This window comes from Rhizobium sp. ZX09, from assembly GCF_017357485.1.
GTDB lineage: Bacteria > Pseudomonadota > Alphaproteobacteria > Rhizobiales > Rhizobiaceae > Agrobacterium > Agrobacterium pusense.
Genome location: NZ_CP031364.1, coordinates 2,123,793 through 2,139,322 on the forward strand (window position 1 = coordinate 2,123,793; position 15,530 = coordinate 2,139,322).

Below are 15,530 nucleotides of genomic sequence, written 5' to 3' on the forward strand. Positions count from 1 at the left end.
CCTGATCTGTCGGCTATTCAATTTTTTATGGAGTTATGCATGTTTAATCGCAGACAGTTCGTTCTTGCAGGCACTGCGTTGCTGGCAATCTCGGCCTTTCCGGTCCTTTCCCTGGCGGACGAGGGGAAACCGGTCCGTGGCGGCTCATTGACCTGGGGCGTGGAGACCGAACCCGCAACCCTCAATCCGCAGCTGAACGGCCAGGACAAGACCAAGCTCTTATTGCGAAACGCCTATGAATCGCTGCTGGCGCGCACGGCGGACGGTGGATACGTGCCGTGGCTTGCAACGAGCTACAGCATTTCCGAGGACGGCAAGACCTATACGTTCAGGCTGCGCGACGATGTCAGCTTCACGGACGGCCAGAAATTCGACGCGAAGGCGGTCATCACCAATTTCGAAAAACTCAAAGATCCGGCTTACTCTGCCAGCGTCAGTGCCGGGCCAGTTTCACGCATAGCCGAGTTGAAAGCCGTCGATGACCATACGGTATCTTTCACGCTGAAAGATATATACGCGCCCTTCCTCGATTATGTCGCCGGCCTTGAAATCCTTTCACCGGCTGCCTTCTCATCGTCGCAAATCAAGTCCGGTGGAATAGAGATTGCCGGAACGGGCCCTTTCATCCTCAAGCGTTACGTCAAGGGCCAGGAAATCCAGTTCGAAAAGAACCCGGCCTATAACTGGGCGCCGAAGACCGCCAAACATCAGGGTGCGGCCTATCTCGACCAGATAACCTATCGGTTCCTCCCTGAATCGTCGGTAAGAACCGGTGCTCTGACATCCGGCCAGCTTGACGTCATCGAAGGGATTTCGGGCAACGATGCCGCTCTCTTCAAGGATAATCCAGACTTCACCTATCAGACGGCGCTCAATACGGGGACGCCATATTCGCTTTTCCTCAATGTCACCTGGGGTCCGACGCAGGATGTGAAAGTGCGCAAGGCGCTTCTCGCCTCGCTCGATATCGACAAGATCCTGAAGGCCGTTTATCGCGGCGAACGCACGCGCGCCTGGGGCATCACCTCGCCGATTGATCCGCAATTCTATGACAAGAGCATAGAGAAGACCTATGGGGCAGATGCAGGCGTGGCCAACAGGCTGCTGGATGAGGCGGGCTGGAGCGAAAAGGACGCGGACGGCTTTCGGATCAAGGATGGCAAGCGCCTGACCATCGATGTCGTACAGGCACAAGCGACCGTGCGTGACCAGCGCGACGTTCTCTTGCAGGCTTTGCAGGCGCAGGCGCGACAGGTGGCGGGTATCGATCTTGCCATCAACTATGTCGACGCCGGCACTTACACTGATCGTCGCAAGACCGGCCAGTTCGGATCAATCGCCAACTCCAACACGCCGACGGATGCGATCGATATCGAATATCATTACCTGCCGCTTCAGAAGGGTGGCACCATCAACTATAGCCGGGCTGAAGCGCCCGAACTGGCGCAATGGCTGAACGAGGCTGCATCGACGCTCGATCAGAAAAAACGTTTCGAGATTTATGCGAAGCTGCAGCGTTTCGCGATCCTCGATCAGGCTTACGCCATTCCGCTCTACGAGCCCGAAGACCAGGTTGCCGCGGCAAGTTATGTGAAGGGCATTACCTTCCGGCCGTTCAAGCAATTGCCGGAAAATGCCTATGACCTGTGGCGCAGCGAGTAATTTTCCCGGCTGGTGAACATAAAAACGGAAGGTGGACGCCATGACCGCTGATAACGTGACATCGCTGGGCCAGGCGCCGGCGTCCCTTTTCCGCCGGGGACGTTTCCGGCGGCGAAGTGGCCTGCTGTTGCAGGTTCTCGGCCGCGTCGGCTCCGGCATACTTGTCCTGTGGGCGGCGGTGACGCTGAGTTTCATCAGCATACAGCTTGCGCCCGGAGATATTGTCAGCCTGTTGATCGGCGAACAGATCCGCACCCCGGAAATCGAAGCCGCCATCCGCTCGGAGTGGGGACTGGATCAGTCCATCCCCGAGCAATATCTCGCTTATCTGACGCGATTGCTGCACGGTGATTTCGGCCGTTCCTATATCCTGCAAACCGATATATCGAGCCTCGTCACAACGCAGATGCTGCCAACCCTGAAGCTGACAGCCGCCGCGCTTGCAGTGGCCATCATCTTCGCCGTTGCGAGCGCCGTCTTAACCGCCGGCAAACCCGTCGCGCGCAGCATTGCAGGCGGTCTTGAGCTGACCCTGATTTCCACGCCGACATTCTGGCTGGGCATCCTGCTGCTTTACATCTTTTCATTCACGTTCAAAATCTTCCCGGTGTCCGGAGACCGCAACCTGTCGGCACTGGTGCTTCCGGCGCTGTCACTGGGCCTGTCGCTCGGGGCAGTCCTCGGCCAGGTGTTGCGGGAAGGTCTGGAGCGCGCGCTTGAGGAGCCCTTTGCGCTGACCGTTCGCAGCTGGGGCGCCAGCAATCTCGTTCTCAGGCTGCGTCACGGTTTGCGCCACGCCGCCCTGCCGACCGTGACCCTTGCGGGCTGGCTGGTCGGCAATCTCCTGTCCGGCGCCGTCATCACCGAAGCGGTATTCGGGCGGCCAGGGCTTGGACGGATCACGGTTGATGCCGTTCTTGCCCATGATATGCCGGTTGTGCTGGCGGTCGCCATCCTTTCCGCGCTCATCTACGTGCTGATGAGCACGCTCGTGGATATTCTGTACCTTTTGCTTGATCCCAGATTGCGCAATGAGGGCGGGAGGACGAGGTCATGAGCATTTCCTACGATGCTCCGGTGTCCGCAACCGGTCGTTTGCGGCAGGCGGTAGCGGCGCTGCTTACAAGGCCGGCGCTCATCCTCTCTTCGCTGTTCCTGCTTTTTGTGGCGGTGGCAACCCTATGGCCGCATCTCGTGACCGCCGCCGATCCCCTTCTGGCAGACCCGCTCAAGGCGCAGCTGCCGCCTTCAGTCGACCATTGGTTCGGAACCGATCATCTGGGCCGTGATGTCTTTTCACGGGTTGTCTATGGCGCCCGTTATTCGATCCTGATCGGTGTCAGCGCCATCGCCATCGCCGCGCTGGCTGGCTCCCTTCTCGGGCTGGTTGCCGGTCTGGCACGCGGGGCAATCGACGAACTCATATCGCGGTTCCTCGATGTCGTGTCGTCCTTTCCGGATTTGCTCCTCGCGTTGGTGCTGATCTCGTTTACCGGGCCGGGAACGGTCAATCTGATCTTCGCACTCGGTGTCGCCTCCGTACCGCGTTTTGCCCGCGTCGTGCGCGCGCAGACATTCGTCATCGCCAGGAGCGGCTACGTGGAGCAGGCGAAAACCTTTGGCCTCAGCCGCTTCACGCTGGTCAGCCGGCACATCCTGCCACATGCGATAGCCCAGGTACCCATTCTGGCGACGATCGGCCTCGGCTCGACCATCATTCAGGCGGCGGGCCTCAGCTTTCTGGGCATGGGGCCGCAGCCGCCGACGCCGGAATGGGGTGCAATGCTGGCGGAGGCGCGCAACTATCTGCGTGTCGCGTGGTGGATCGGTATCTGGCCGGGCCTTGCCATCACACTCACCGTCATCGCCATCAGCATTCTTGGAAAGCGCTGGCAACTCGCATTTGAAGGCAGGAGGCAGGCATGACGCGGCTGGTGGAAGTGCGTAATCTGAAGATCGGTTTTGCGCAGGGGGATCGCGAAAATACCGTTGTGCACGGGATCGATATTGCCATCCACCGCGGCGAGACCGTTGCGCTTGTCGGGGAATCCGGTTCGGGGAAATCGGTCACGGCCCGTTCCCTGATCGGGCTTGCCGGAAATACTGCCAGGGTGACCGCTGACACATTCGAGATAGCGGGGGAAAATGTGCTCGGCCATCGCGAAGCTGACTGGCGGCGTCTCCGCGGGCACAAGATCGGCTTCGTCTTGCAGGACGCACTGGTTTCTCTCGATCCGTTGCGCCGTATTTCGCAGCAGCTTTCGGATGCCGCGGGTCGTCGGACGCTGTTTACCCGCGCCCCTGAAGGTTTCGACAGCCACGCGCTGCTGCAATCGGTCGGCATTCCCGATCCCGTCCGGCGCTTGCGGCAATATCCCCACCAGCTCTCCGGTGGATTGCGGCAGCGCGCCTTGATCGCGACAGCGATCGCTCGCAATCCGTCGCTGCTGATCGCCGATGAGCCGACCACAGCGCTTGATGCGACAGTGCAGAAGCAAATTCTCGACCTCCTGGCCGAACGCCGGAAAGCCGGGCACACACTGTTGTTGATCAGCCATGACCTGGCCGTGGTTTCGCGTCTTGCCGACCGGGTTCTGGTGATGAACGAGGGTCGCATTGTCGAGGAAGGGGCAACACTGGAGTTGCTGAATCGGCCGAAGCATCCGTATACGCGGCAATTGCTTGATGCCGTGCCGTCGGCTGGATCGAAAGGCTATCGGCTTTCGGCAACGGTCTCGCCGCCGGTCGACGGTAAGGGAACGCCGGTTGCGCACCGTGTGCCGCTGCCGCTGAGAACGGTCCATCGGGGCAAGCACGTGCTGTCAGTGCACAATCTCGTCAAGCATTACGGTGGGCCGGAAAATGCGCCTGTCGTCAATGATGTATCCTTCGATCTTTCGGCGGGGGAAGCACTCGGTATCGTCGGTGAGTCCGGCTCTGGAAAAACCACCGTGGCCAAAATGGTCCTCGGACTGGTTGAGCCCGAAAATGGCGAGGTTTTCATCGAGGGTGAGCGGTGGAGCAATGTGGCCGAGAGCCTGCGCAAATCCCGCCGCAGCAGCATGCAATTGATCGCCCAGGACGCTTTCAGTTCGTTTGACCCGCGCTATACCGTGGAAAAAATCGTTGGCGAGAGCCTCGATGTCACCGGCCTTCGCGGTACCGAGCGTCGAGACCGTGTGCTGGAGGTTCTCGAAGCCGTCCGGCTGAGCGGTGATTTTCTCACCCGTTACCCCCGCGAGCTTTCAGGCGGCCAGCGTCAGCGCGTGGCCATTGCCAGGGCGTTCGCGCCGCGTCCGCGCCTTCTCGTCGCCGATGAGCCGGTGAGCGCGCTTGACGTTTCGGTCCAGGCCCAGGTTCTCGATCTCCTCGCGGAACTTCAGGCGGCGTCGGGAACATCGCTGCTGTTCATCTCCCATGATCTCGGTGTCGTGCGTCACCTGACGGACCGGGTGCTGGTGATGAAGGACGGCCGGATCGTCGAAAGCGGTGAGGTTGGCGAGGTATTTTCCGCTCCACGGCACGGTTACACACGAAAACTGATCGATGCCGTTCCAGCACTTGCATAAATCCGCCGGTTGCCTGCCAGCCGAGACAAATACGACACAGCATTGAAGAGGAAACGATCATGGCGCTTAGCCGACCCCGACGTCTGAAAACGCTGACAGGTGCCAGCAGCGTGATTGCCGCATCTAACGACGCCGATGCAACGACCGGCATCAAACGCGCCGTAGAACTTGCCAAGAAGGCTGAGGCCGAAAAGATCACAGGGCTGTTCACCGCCGATCTTCTCCATATCGATCCCGCCGGACTGGCTGGCACGGCCGGTATTCAGGAACCGGTCGTCACCTTGTCGGCGCTCAGCCAGGCAACGTCACGGATTGGTTTGATTGCCACGATTTCCACCACGTTCCACCATCCCTTTAATCTTGCGCGTCAGATCGGCACGCTGGACCATCTCAGTGGCGGCAGGGCAGGCTGGAACGCGGTTACCTCTTCGGTTGGCGAAGAGAATTTCGGTGAGCAATTGCCGAGCCCGGAAGAACGCTACGAACGAGCGGCGGAGTTTATCGAGGTCGTCAACGCCCTTTACGATGCCAATGAGCGGGATGCAGCCCAGCGCAAAGCCTCCGGCGCGGTGGCGGTCGATCCTGCCAAATTTCACCGGATCGACTATAAGGGTCGATATTTCAACGTGCAGGGACCGCTCAATGTCCCGCCTTTACCGCAGGGCCGGGCCGTGCTGTTTCAGGCTGGGCAGTCGGAAGCTGGCGTTACCGTTGGTGCGCGTTACGCCGAAGTCGTCTACACATCGCAGCCGCGTTTTGAAGATGCGGTTACCTTTGCAACCGAACTGCGCCGTCGGGCAACCGCTTTCGGCCGCGCCGGCGGCCTGCCTTTCATCATGAACTCCTTCCATTCGGTCATTGGCGAGTCCGACGCGGATGTCGCACGACGGCTGAAGGAAAAGCACGAGCGTATCGATTATGAACAGGGGCGCCTGAAACTTGCCGACATGCTGGGTGGCGATCTCGACCTGTCTGACCTGCCGCTCGATCAACCTCTGCCGGATAGGCTGCTGCCCGATGTGACGAGCATCAACCGCCGGCGCGGCCGGGTGGAAGTTTTCCGCCGATACGCCAAACAGGGGCTGTCGTTGAGAGAGCTTATCGTCCAGGCGCAGGAAACCGGGCACTGGTCCGTGGCGGGTACACCTGAACAACTCGCCGACGCCATTGAGGAACGCTATCGGGCGGGAATTCTTGACGTGCTCTCGCTTCATGGATTTGGCAACCCGGAGCAGGAAGACCTGCTTGTCAACGGACTTCTGCCGGAACTGCGTCGTCGCGCCATAATCGATACGGATTATGTGGGCGACGACTTTCGAGCCAATCTGCAGTTACCCGGATTTGCCGTATCGCATGACGTTGCGGGATCACGAACCGCCTAGCCACCGTCAGAATGGACGACATGAACACAACCAGCCCGCCACGATGATGGCGGGCTGGTTTTCCCACGTCTAATATATCCCGAAGATTATTTATCGGAGCGACTGGCAACGCGTCAGGCGTTATTGCGGAAGGCGAAAGTGATCGTCGATGTGGCGGCGGTAACGCGTTTCCTTGTGCCAGCCAATGGCCTTTCGGTAACTGCCGAAGAGATTGCTCGCCTTCACGCTCTCGAGGGTGAGGCCCTGTACGGCCTCGGCATCCGGGTCGACGTAAAGCGCATCCACCGGGCAATAGGCCTCGCACATGAAACAGGTCTGGCACGAATCCTGCCGCAAAATGATGGGCGGGCCTTCCGGCATTGCCTCAAACACGTTGGTGGGGCAGACCTGAACGCAGAGATTGCAGTCCGTGCAGGCGTCTTTATCCAGAACCTCGATCATTATTCAGCTGCCTCCTTGTGAATGCCAGGATCTATGGTTTCCCGCCGGATGGCGATTGCATCGAGGCCGCTGAGAATGAGCCGGTGATGCTGGGCAGGATCCTGCTTCGGAAAATCGTCGCGTCGGTGCATGCCGCGCGTTTCCGTGCGCGCCAAGGCCGCGCGATACATGAAGCGCGCAGTCGCTATCATGGCCTGCGCCTGATGCAGCGACAGTATCTGGCTTTCGTCGGTAACGGTAGCGGCGGCGGCCTCTACCCAAAGCGCGTCAAGCCGCGTCAATGCTGCCGAAAGGCCGGCATGCGTGCGGAAATAATTGATTTCGAGAGGAAAGACTTCGTCCTGCACTGCCTTGATGATAGCCTCGGGATCAACGGTCTCCCTGCGTGCTGCGGTTGGCATGGTGGGTTGCGGAAGATCATTTCCCGATAGCCCCGCCTTTTCGCGGGCGAAGGCTGCGGCCGAGGCGCCGGCGAAAGCGCCCGTGGAAATTGCCCAGGCTGCATTGTGGCTGCCGCCGCCGGTAAAACCACCACAGATTGGCTCGCGCGTGGCGTTGTCGCCAGCTGCATAAAGGCCGGCAACCGTCGTTGCGCAGTCGAGGCCGGTCAGCCGCAGCCCACCGGTGCCGCGCACCGTGCCCTCCAGTCGAAGCTTGATCTCAAAGAACTCGGCGAAGGGATCAATGCCGCGGCGATCAAAGGGCACGAAGAAATTCGGCTGGGCGCGTCGCAGTATCGCCTTCACCTCGTCGGTTCCGGCAAGGTCCAGCCGGGCATAGACGGGTTGTGAGAGCAGGGTGCGGGCGATGATCGATCTTCCCCGCGCCGAACCCGCGCCTTCAATCAGACTATGGTCCTTGCGATAGAACTGCGCGAACCGGTAGAGCGCCGTCTTGGTGATTGACGCAAAAGCCGGCGAAATCGCATAGGCCGACGAGAACTCCATACCGGAGAGTTCGGCGCCGACCTCAGCGCCCATCAAATAGCCATCCCCGGTCAGGACATCACAGCCGAGCGCCTTGCTCATGAAGGCGCAGCCGCCCGTTGCCAGCACCACCGCCCCGGCGGCGATGTGCCACTGCCCGCCTTGCTGCCGGCGCACGCCGGTTGCACCGACAACGCGCGTACCCTCGGTCAGCAGTTTGGTCGCGGGGTGGTGATCGAGAATGGTCACACCGGCGCTTTTCACCCGGCGGCGTAAAAGCCGCATATATTCGGGTCCCTGAACGGAGATGCGCTGCTGCTCGCCGCCGTCGTCGCGTGGGAAGGGATAGCCCCAGTCCGCCAGCCGGTTGACGCTTTCGAACGTCTTGTCGAGGACCGGTGCCATCCAAGAGCGTTCGGAAAGATAGCCGCCCATGGCTTCGCGACTTGCCATGGCCGCATCGCGTGCGGCCGGGTCCGGCGGTACATACCATATCTGGGTGCCGGCCGACGCCGTTGCGCCCGAGCTTCCGCAATAGCCCTTGTCCACCAGAACAACGTTTGCTCCTGTGCCGGCCGCCTCTAACGCTGCCCAGCAGCCAGCCGGTCCGCCGCCGATGACGAGCACATCGCAGCTATCGCCGGCGGTATTCGAGGGCAGAAAGCGAGTATCTTGCAGGGGCATGCTCATGGCGGGCATCCTTTCAACGAAGAAATCGAATTGCACTTTAAATCTATGTATTGCATAGGTTTTTGAATTGTTTTCCTGGAGTTTCCCCGATGTCGCTCGCAAGCCTTGCCATGTATGCCAGTCCTTCGCCGGTCAGCGAAGCGACGGCGTTGTTCTGGGTTGCGCTCGGTACACGCCTTCGCGCCGCTGGAGTTGATGCGCCCCGGGCGCTGGACGAGGAGATCCGCTACGACGAGGCCTGGTTGCGGCCCGACTTGGTGTTCGGTCAGACCTGTGGATATCCCTACGTGCAGCGCCTGCGTGGCAAGGTGCAACTGGTGGCGACCCCCGTCTACAACCTTCCCGGCTGCGACGGTCCGCTCAAATGCAGCTTCATCATCGTCAAGGCGTCGTCGCCGGTCCAGTCGATCGAGGAGCTGCGGGGCGCCCGAGCTGCCATCAACGAGCCGGGCAGCAACTCCGGTTACAACCTCTTTCGCGCTTTCGTCGCGCCGTATGCCAGGGATGGCCGGTTTTTTTCCTCGGTACAGGAAACCGGCGGTCATCTGGCGAGCATCGATGTGGTTTCGAAGGGCGAGGCCGATGTCGCTTCCATAGATTGTGTCACTTTTGGCAATACGCAGCGCTTCGATCCGCAGCGCGTCGCAGGCGTGCGCATCCTTGCCGAAACGGCGAAGGGACCAGGCCTGCCTTTCATCACGTCTGCGGCGACACCGGCCAGGCAGCTGGTCATTTTGCGGCGGGCACTGGCGGAGACCATCGCCGATCCCGAGCTTGCCGGCATCTGCGATGCGCTTTCGTTGCGTGGCATCAGTCTGCTTGGAGACGCCGATTATGAGGTGTTGGCTGAGCTCGATCGGGATGCTGCGCGTCATGGTTACCCCGTAATCGCCTGAGGCATGGCGTCGGCGTCCGCCATGAGCGGGAAATGACAGGCGACGCTACGGCCGAATGAACCGGCAGGAACAAGCGATGGCACTTCGCTTGAACAGCGGGGACGCGCCAGCGGACAGCGTTTGTGGAAACGGCAGCCGGAAGGCGGGCTGCCGGGGCTTGGCAATTCTCCGGAAAGCACGATGCGTTCACGTCGGCGGCCGGGATCGAGCGTAAGGTTGGCGGAGAGCAGCGCCTGCGTATAGGGATGTGCGGGATTGCGAAACAAATCGGATGTCGGCCCGCTCTCAACGATCTGGCCAAGATACATCACGGCGACACGATCGGTAACGCGGCCAACGACATTGAGATTGTGCGAGATGAGCAGATAGCTGAGCTTCAGACGATCCCGAAGCGCGCGCAGGAGATTGAGCAGTTCGCCCTGAATGGAGATGTCGAGACCAGCCGTGGGTTCATCGGCCACGATGATCGAGGGTTCGGCTGCAAGCGCGCGCACAAGCGCCACACGGCGTGCCTGCCCACCGCTCAACTGGTGCGGATAACGTGAAAGAAGCTGTTCGCCGAGACCGATACTTTCCGCAAGCGCGGATATGCGCGCCCAGCTCTCGGCGGAATGCACTTTGCGGATTTTAAGCGGCTCAGCCAAAAGTGCGCCGACCTTCATGCGCGGTGAAAGCGAGGCGGCAGGGTCTTGGAACAGGAGCTGAATGCGGCGCTGCAGACCTTTACGACGGGCCGCCGTCACATTGGTAAGCGTTTCTCCGGCGACGGAAAGCGTTCCTGCGGCAAGTGGCTGAAGCCCGACGATTGCCCGGGCGAGGGAAGATTTTCCGCATCCGCTTTCCCCGACCAAACCCAGGGTTTCGCCGGAATACAGATCAAGCGATACGCCATCAACGGCGGTCAGCCGGTCATAGCGGATCACGGCATTCTTCAGGGAGAGGACAGGGGTGGTTGTCATGCCGCCGCCTCCAGCCAGCAAGAAAAGCTCTGCCCGGTTTTTGCCAGCCGGCGTGGCGGCTTTTCCACGCACCGGTCGTGTCGGGAAGGACATCGTTGCGCAAAGATGCAACCGTGTGGCCGCCGGGCGGGATCGGGAACGGTGCCGGGAATAGTGGCAAGATCCTGCAGTCGGTCGAAGGCGGCGTAAGGGTCGATCTCGCAGTTGAGCAGGGCGCGGGTATAAGGATGTTTCGGATGATGCAGAACGTCTGCTACCCGGCCGTTTTCCACCACCGTTCCCGCATACATTACGATGACACTGTCGCAGAGTTCTGCGATCAGTCCCATGCTGTGGCTGACGACCAGCATGGAAGCGACAGTGCGTTGCCGCAGCCTATGCAGCATCTCCACGACCTGCGCTTCGACCGTGGCGTCAAGTGCGGTCGTCGGTTCGTCGGCAATCAGCAGCTTCGGTTCGACCAGAAGCGCCATGGCGATCACAACGCGTTGCCGCATGCCGCCGGAGAATTCGTGCGGATAGCGGTGCATGCGCAAGGCGGCATCCTGCAACCCCACATCGGAAAGCATCGCTTCCGCCCGTGCCCAGAGCGCGCGCCGGCTTTCTTTTGGAAACCGCCGGCGCTGAATATCGACAAGCTGTGTGCCGATCGTGAACATCGCGTTCAGAGCAGTCATGGGGTCTTGAAAAACAATCGCAATATCGGTGCCGCGCAGACCCGCCGTTTCCGCTGGTGTCAGGTCTGTCTCGCGCCCGTCAAAGGCTGCACGGTCCGCCGAAATTTCCGCATTATCGGCAAGCAGGCCGAGCAGGGTGAAGGCGACAGTTGATTTGCCACTGCCGCTCTCGCCGACAAGGCCGACTGACTGGCCGCGGCCAATAGTGATATCGACGCCGTCGAGAATATGCGCGCTGTGTCCGGCGTTCTTGTAAGACACGTTGAGATTTTCGATGAGAAGCAGTGCGTCTGTCACAGGCTTTTCCTCAGCTTCGGATCGAGCGTGTCGCGCAGTGCTTCACCGAGAAGTGCAAAACCGAGCGTCGCGAGGATCAGCGCCAGGCCGGAAAAGGTGGCGAGCCATACCGACTGGTCGAGATAGGTGTAGCCGTCATTGAGGAGATTGCCCCAGCTTGCCAGTGGCGGGCGCACCCCCAGCCCAAGAAAGCTCAACCCCGCTTCGATGGTGATGACGACGGGGATGTCCATGCATGCGAGCACGAAAATCGGACCGATGATGTTGGGCGTGACGTGATGCGCGACCACCCGCCACGTTTCCGAGCCGAGAACCCTTTCTGCTTCAATGAAGGGGCTGTTGCGGATCGCGATCGTCTGGGCGCGGGCGACCCGGCCGAAATGCGGGATGAAAACGATACTGACAAGCAGGACGACGTTGCCTAGACCCGGGCCGAAGACGGCGACGAGCGCCAGGGCAAGAATGATGCTTGGAAACGAGGTCACGACATCGAAGATGCCGACGATGAAGAGGTCCACGACACGTGAGGAAAGCGCGGCAGCCACGCCAAGCGCGACACCCGCTGTCAGCGAAATGGCGATGACGGAGAGAGAAATGCCGAGCGCTATCCGAGCGCCGTAGATAACACGGCTCAATATGTCCCGCCCGAGATGGTCGGTTCCCAGAAGATGTTGCAGCGACGGGTCCATGAACCGGTTGGCCGGCGCGATCGCGTTCGGGCCATAGGGCGCGATCAGCGGAGCAGCGATTGCCACCAGACAGAGCAGCGTGACGGCAAACAGCGAGAAAGTGCCGCCGGGTCGGCGGGAAAGATCGTGGAGGACGGTCATTGTTCTTGCCTTCCAGATACGAGCCGGGCGCGCTCACGCGGATCGAGCAGGCTCTGGGAAAGGTCCGCAAGGAGGTTGGTCAGGATGTAAAGCAGCACGATGACAAAGACCCCGCCCTGAACCACCGGATAGTTGCGGGTTCGAATGGCGTCATAGATCAACGAACCGAGACCGGGACGGTTGAAAATGACTTCTGCAAAAACTGCCCCGCCCAGAAGCTCGCCAAACCCCATGCCAAGCACCGCGACGGTGGGCAATATCGCTGGCTTCAGCGCATATTTCACGAGTATTTTGATTTCGCTGACACCATAAGCACGCAACGTGCGGATCTGGTTTTCGCCCAGTACCTCGAGCAACGAGGCGCGCAGTAGACGGGCGATATAGCCGATCCAGCCGGCAGCCAGCGCCGCTGTTGGTAAGGCGAGATGCCAGAGCTGGTCGGCGATATCGCCGCTCTGTCCGGCGCCCAGCACCGGGAACCAGCTCAGCTTCACCGAGAACATCATCAGAAGGAAGACCGAGACGACGAAGCTCGGCGTCGAGATGAAACCGACGCTCAGGAACGCGACGAGCCGGTCCATCCTGCCGCCCGGCCAGCGCGCGGAGACGAGAGCAAGCGGCACGCCGAGCGCAATGGCGCAGAGCATGGCGGAAACGGCCAGCGCCACGGTGTTCGGCAAGGCGGCTGCAACAAGCGCAATAACCGGGCGACCGTTGAAAACGTCTTCACCGAGATCGCCGGAAACCAGGCGGCCGAAAAAGGTAAATACCTGTTCGATTAACGGCTTGTCGAGACCGATGCGCGCGTTGAGCGCCGACACGGCTTCAGGCGTTGCGCGTGAGCCGAGGATCACCGTTGCAGGGTCACCGGGGATCAGCCGGGTTAGCGCCATCAATAAAACGACAGAGCCGGCCACGGCGAGGAGCGCCGTGACGAGCTTGAAGGCCAGATGAATGTGTAAGGACGTGCTCCTCACCTCAGCACATCCCTGTCAGCATTGAAAAAAACGCGCACAATATCAGGCCGTTGCTTCCGTGAATGCCGTATAGAGCCAGTTGTTGCCATTCGGAAGAACACCGGGCTTCAGCCATTTGCGCGAGGCAAATGCGTTGAGATTATGCGTGATCCAGATGAAGGCCGCGGATTCGTCGAGCAACTTCTGGGCCTCGATATAAATCTTTTCGCGTTCGGCGGGATCGACCGTGACGCCGCCCTTTTCATGCAGCGCATCGTACTCCGCGTTCTTCCAGCGTTGCCAGTTCCATTGGCCGACCTGCGCGGAAGTGAACCATTGCGTCTGGAAGCCGGGGTCGAATTTTCCATTGAATTTGATAAGCGAGAGTTCGAGATCCTTGCTGGCGTCATTTTTGCCGAGCGCCCAGTAGGCGGCGGATTCCAGCGCCTCGATTTCCACCTCGATACCGACTTCGGAGAGGTTGGCCTGGATGATCTGGGCGATGGCCTCGTAACGTGCCGTGGCTTCAATGGTAAGCTTGGTCTTGAAACCGTTCGCGTGACCGGCTTCGGCAAGCAATGCCTGCGCCTTTTCCAGATCTCTTGCGTAGACCGGGGCTTCTTTCCAGTAGCCGAGCAGGCTTGGCGCCAGTAGCGAATTGGCGCGCGGATAGATACCGGAATAGGCGCCCTGCAGGATCGCGTCGATGTCGACGGCATAACGGATCGCCTGACGCACTCGGATGTCGTTGAAGGGAGCCTTCTCGACATTCGGGCCGAACCACACATAGTCGATGGCGGGAATTTCCGTCACGCTGGCATCCGGCAGGTTCGCGAGGGCCTTGCCGCTCTCCGGATCGATCGCTGTAAAGTCGATCTCGCCGGACCGGAAGGCGATTTCAGACGTCTTTTGTTCCCCGATGGGTTTGCCGACGATCTGCTGGAAGTGTGGCTTGATCGGGCCCTTGTAGTCGGGGTTGATTTCCAGGGTGAAATGCTCGCGCGGAACCCATTCCTTGAGAACGTAGGGGCCGCTGCCGATCAGTTTCGTGGCAATGTCCTTGCCCAGCGCTTCGAACGCCTTCCTGGAGATGATGCGGCCAGATCCATCGGCCAGTGCGATCGTATAGAGCGCCGGCGCCGGCTGCTTCAGGATAATGCGGCCTTCGAGTGGGCTTGTGACCTCTACGCGGTCAAGAGCGGACCAGTCTTTGGCATAGGTAACGGGTTTGCCTTCGGCATCGGGTTTCAGGAAACGTTCGAAGGAAAATTTCACGTCTTCGGCGGTCAGTTCGCCATAACCGCCGGTAAAGGTAAGGCCACTGCGCAGTTTGAAGCGGATTTCGGTGTCGCTCACCTGTTCCAGTTGTTCGGCAGCATCGAGTTCCCAGTCCGTCGAGCCCGGCTTGAAAGAGATCAGCCCCTGCTGCACTGACCACAGGACATTGAGATCGATCGGGCCGGAGCGGTTGGCCGGATCGAGATTTGAAAGGTCCTTCTCGACGCGGACGACAATCCTGGATCGGTCGGCATTGGCAAAGACTGGATGGACGCCCCCAAAAGCGACGAGACCTGCAATGGACGCGCCGCCGACGAGCACCTGCCGGCGTGTAGTGTTAAATGTCAAGAAGAGGCCCTCCGGTATAAAGCGCCCGCCAGCCAAAAGGATGGGTAGCGCTCATCAATTCGATGGAGGGATTAAAGCGAATAATCTACAATATTTATAGAATAAATATTTTCCCTGGAGTTCTGTTGCAAAACCATTTTTCCCTTTTTGTCGTCTGCGATGCAAAGCCGTGCGGCGCGGCCGTGTGCGCCGGGTTCTATAGTGGCGCGCGAACCTGTCTCGGTTGTAACCTCATACATGTCCCGTCTTACGTTTCCTGATATCTTCGCCTCGTCTGCCAATCCTACACTCATAGCTCGAATCGAGCGGCAGACCGTGGCCTAGGCAGGCCTCATCTATGGCGGCTTCGTCGCGGTGGACGAGGGGTACCCGGCAAAATACTGGCACCGAAAAAGGCCAGGAAAGCCCAAGGCTGGCAGTGCTGATCGTCGCCATAATGGTAGAGGCAGAGCAAATGGCCGGCAGGGAAACAGATGTTTCCGACGAGGCCTTAAGAAATGCAGATGATGATCAAAGAGACTGTGGCTGCCGGCAGTAATGAGGCTGGCTGGTCACCTCTGGCAACGCTCGGTTTCTGGTTTGCCGTGCATGGGCCTTGATCGGCGCCACTTCGGATTTG

Annotated in this window: 13 protein-coding genes; 6 read left to right on the forward strand and 7 right to left on the reverse strand. The window is 60.1% G+C overall.

What is annotated here, in order from left to right; genetic code table 11:
* Positions 1-39 precede the first annotated feature (39 nt).
* The 5 genes from BTN45_RS24370 to BTN45_RS24390 are packed head-to-tail and all read left to right on the forward strand — an operon-like array spanning position 40 to position 6,613.
* The gene (locus tag BTN45_RS24370; protein ID WP_207591612.1) at positions 40-1,662 is read left to right on the forward strand and encodes an ABC transporter substrate-binding protein; all 1,623 of its coding nucleotides are present in this window, start codon (positions 40-42) and stop codon (positions 1,660-1,662) included.
* A 40-nt stretch (positions 1,663-1,702) separates the two neighbouring features.
* Positions 1,703-2,719, forward strand: a complete 1,017-nt coding sequence (locus BTN45_RS24375; RefSeq protein ID WP_207591614.1) for an ABC transporter permease — start codon at positions 1,703-1,705, stop codon at positions 2,717-2,719.
* Positions 2,716-3,588: an ABC transporter permease gene (locus BTN45_RS24380; RefSeq protein WP_207591617.1), complete on the forward strand. Its 873-nt coding sequence runs from the start codon at positions 2,716-2,718 to the stop codon at positions 3,586-3,588. Before BTN45_RS24375 ends, BTN45_RS24380 begins: the two co-directional genes overlap by 4 nt.
* Positions 3,585-5,231: an ABC transporter ATP-binding protein gene (locus BTN45_RS24385; RefSeq protein WP_207591620.1), complete on the forward strand. Its 1,647-nt coding sequence runs from the start codon at positions 3,585-3,587 to the stop codon at positions 5,229-5,231. Before BTN45_RS24380 ends, BTN45_RS24385 begins: the two co-directional genes overlap by 4 nt.
* A gap of 59 nt (positions 5,232-5,290) precedes the next feature.
* Positions 5,291-6,613, forward strand: coding sequence for an NtaA/DmoA family FMN-dependent monooxygenase (locus tag BTN45_RS24390; protein ID WP_207591622.1), 1,323 nt, complete (start codon positions 5,291-5,293; stop codon positions 6,611-6,613).
* Positions 6,614-6,733: 120 nt separating this feature from the next.
* On the opposite strand, the gene BTN45_RS24395 is transcribed toward BTN45_RS24390, so the two are convergent.
* Positions 6,734-7,054: a ferredoxin family protein gene (locus BTN45_RS24395; protein WP_207591624.1), complete on the reverse strand. Its 321-nt coding sequence runs from the start codon at positions 7,052-7,054 to the stop codon at positions 6,734-6,736.
* Positions 7,054-8,670 carry an FAD-binding protein gene (locus tag BTN45_RS24400; protein ID WP_207591626.1) on the reverse strand — a complete coding sequence of 539 codons (1,617 nt, stop codon included), beginning with the start codon at positions 8,668-8,670 and terminating at the stop codon, positions 7,054-7,056. Before BTN45_RS24400 ends, BTN45_RS24395 begins: the two co-directional genes overlap by 1 nt.
* Positions 8,671-8,759: 89 nt before the next feature.
* On the opposite strand from BTN45_RS24400, the gene BTN45_RS24405 reads away from it, so the two are divergent.
* A complete protein-coding gene (locus tag BTN45_RS24405) occupies positions 8,760-9,566 on the forward strand; it encodes a PhnD/SsuA/transferrin family substrate-binding protein (RefSeq protein ID WP_207591627.1) in 807 nt (268 codons plus the stop codon).
* On the opposite strand, the gene BTN45_RS24410 is transcribed toward BTN45_RS24405, so the two are convergent.
* Genes BTN45_RS24410 through BTN45_RS24430 form a run of 5 tightly spaced genes read right to left on the reverse strand, consistent with a single transcriptional unit; the run spans position 9,548 to position 14,911 of the window.
* Positions 9,548-10,525 carry an oligopeptide/dipeptide ABC transporter ATP-binding protein gene (locus BTN45_RS24410; protein ID WP_207591638.1) on the reverse strand — a complete coding sequence of 326 codons (978 nt, stop codon included), beginning with the start codon at positions 10,523-10,525 and terminating at the stop codon, positions 9,548-9,550. The two genes, BTN45_RS24405 and BTN45_RS24410, sit on opposite strands and share 19 nt — an antisense overlap.
* The gene (locus tag BTN45_RS24415) at positions 10,522-11,499 is read right to left on the reverse strand and encodes an ABC transporter ATP-binding protein (protein WP_207591640.1); all 978 of its coding nucleotides are present in this window, start codon (positions 11,497-11,499) and stop codon (positions 10,522-10,524) included. Before BTN45_RS24415 ends, BTN45_RS24410 begins: the two co-directional genes overlap by 4 nt.
* Positions 11,496-12,329, reverse strand: coding sequence for an ABC transporter permease (locus BTN45_RS24420; RefSeq protein WP_207591641.1), 834 nt, complete (start codon positions 12,327-12,329; stop codon positions 11,496-11,498). Before BTN45_RS24420 ends, BTN45_RS24415 begins: the two co-directional genes overlap by 4 nt.
* Positions 12,326-13,306, reverse strand: a complete 981-nt coding sequence (locus tag BTN45_RS24425; protein ID WP_207591642.1) for an ABC transporter permease — start codon at positions 13,304-13,306, stop codon at positions 12,326-12,328. The genes BTN45_RS24420 and BTN45_RS24425 overlap by 4 nt, the downstream gene beginning before the upstream one ends.
* Before the next feature lie 42 nt (positions 13,307-13,348).
* Complete coding sequence (locus BTN45_RS24430) at positions 13,349-14,911, reverse strand: ABC transporter substrate-binding protein (RefSeq protein ID WP_207591644.1); 1,563 nt, start codon at positions 14,909-14,911, stop codon at positions 13,349-13,351.
* Between the last annotated feature and the right edge of the window lie 619 nt (positions 14,912-15,530).

What these genes read in the sequence shown, in the direction of transcription:
- BTN45_RS24370 (WP_207591612.1), top strand. Translation starts at nt 40, where the DNA reads ATGTTTAATCGCAGACAGTTCGTTCTTGCAGGCACTGCGTTGCTGGCA.
- BTN45_RS24405 (WP_207591627.1), top strand. Translation starts at nt 8,760, where the DNA reads ATGTCGCTCGCAAGCCTTGCCATGTATGCCAGTCCTTCGCCGGTCAGC.
- BTN45_RS24420 (WP_207591641.1), bottom strand. Translation starts at nt 12,329, where the DNA reads ATGACCGTCCTCCACGATCTTTCCCGCCGACCCGGCGGCACTTTCTCG.
- BTN45_RS24410 (WP_207591638.1), bottom strand. Translation starts at nt 10,525, where the DNA reads ATGACAACCACCCCTGTCCTCTCCCTGAAGAATGCCGTGATCCGCTAT.
- BTN45_RS24400 (WP_207591626.1), bottom strand. Translation starts at nt 8,670, where the DNA reads ATGAGCATGCCCCTGCAAGATACTCGCTTTCTGCCCTCGAATACCGCC.
- BTN45_RS24385 (WP_207591620.1), top strand. Translation starts at nt 3,585, where the DNA reads ATGACGCGGCTGGTGGAAGTGCGTAATCTGAAGATCGGTTTTGCGCAG.
- BTN45_RS24380 (WP_207591617.1), top strand. Translation starts at nt 2,716, where the DNA reads ATGAGCATTTCCTACGATGCTCCGGTGTCCGCAACCGGTCGTTTGCGG.
- BTN45_RS24395 (WP_207591624.1), bottom strand. Translation starts at nt 7,054, where the DNA reads ATGATCGAGGTTCTGGATAAAGACGCCTGCACGGACTGCAATCTCTGC.
- BTN45_RS24390 (WP_207591622.1), top strand. Translation starts at nt 5,291, where the DNA reads ATGGCGCTTAGCCGACCCCGACGTCTGAAAACGCTGACAGGTGCCAGC.
- BTN45_RS24375 (WP_207591614.1), top strand. Translation starts at nt 1,703, where the DNA reads ATGACCGCTGATAACGTGACATCGCTGGGCCAGGCGCCGGCGTCCCTT.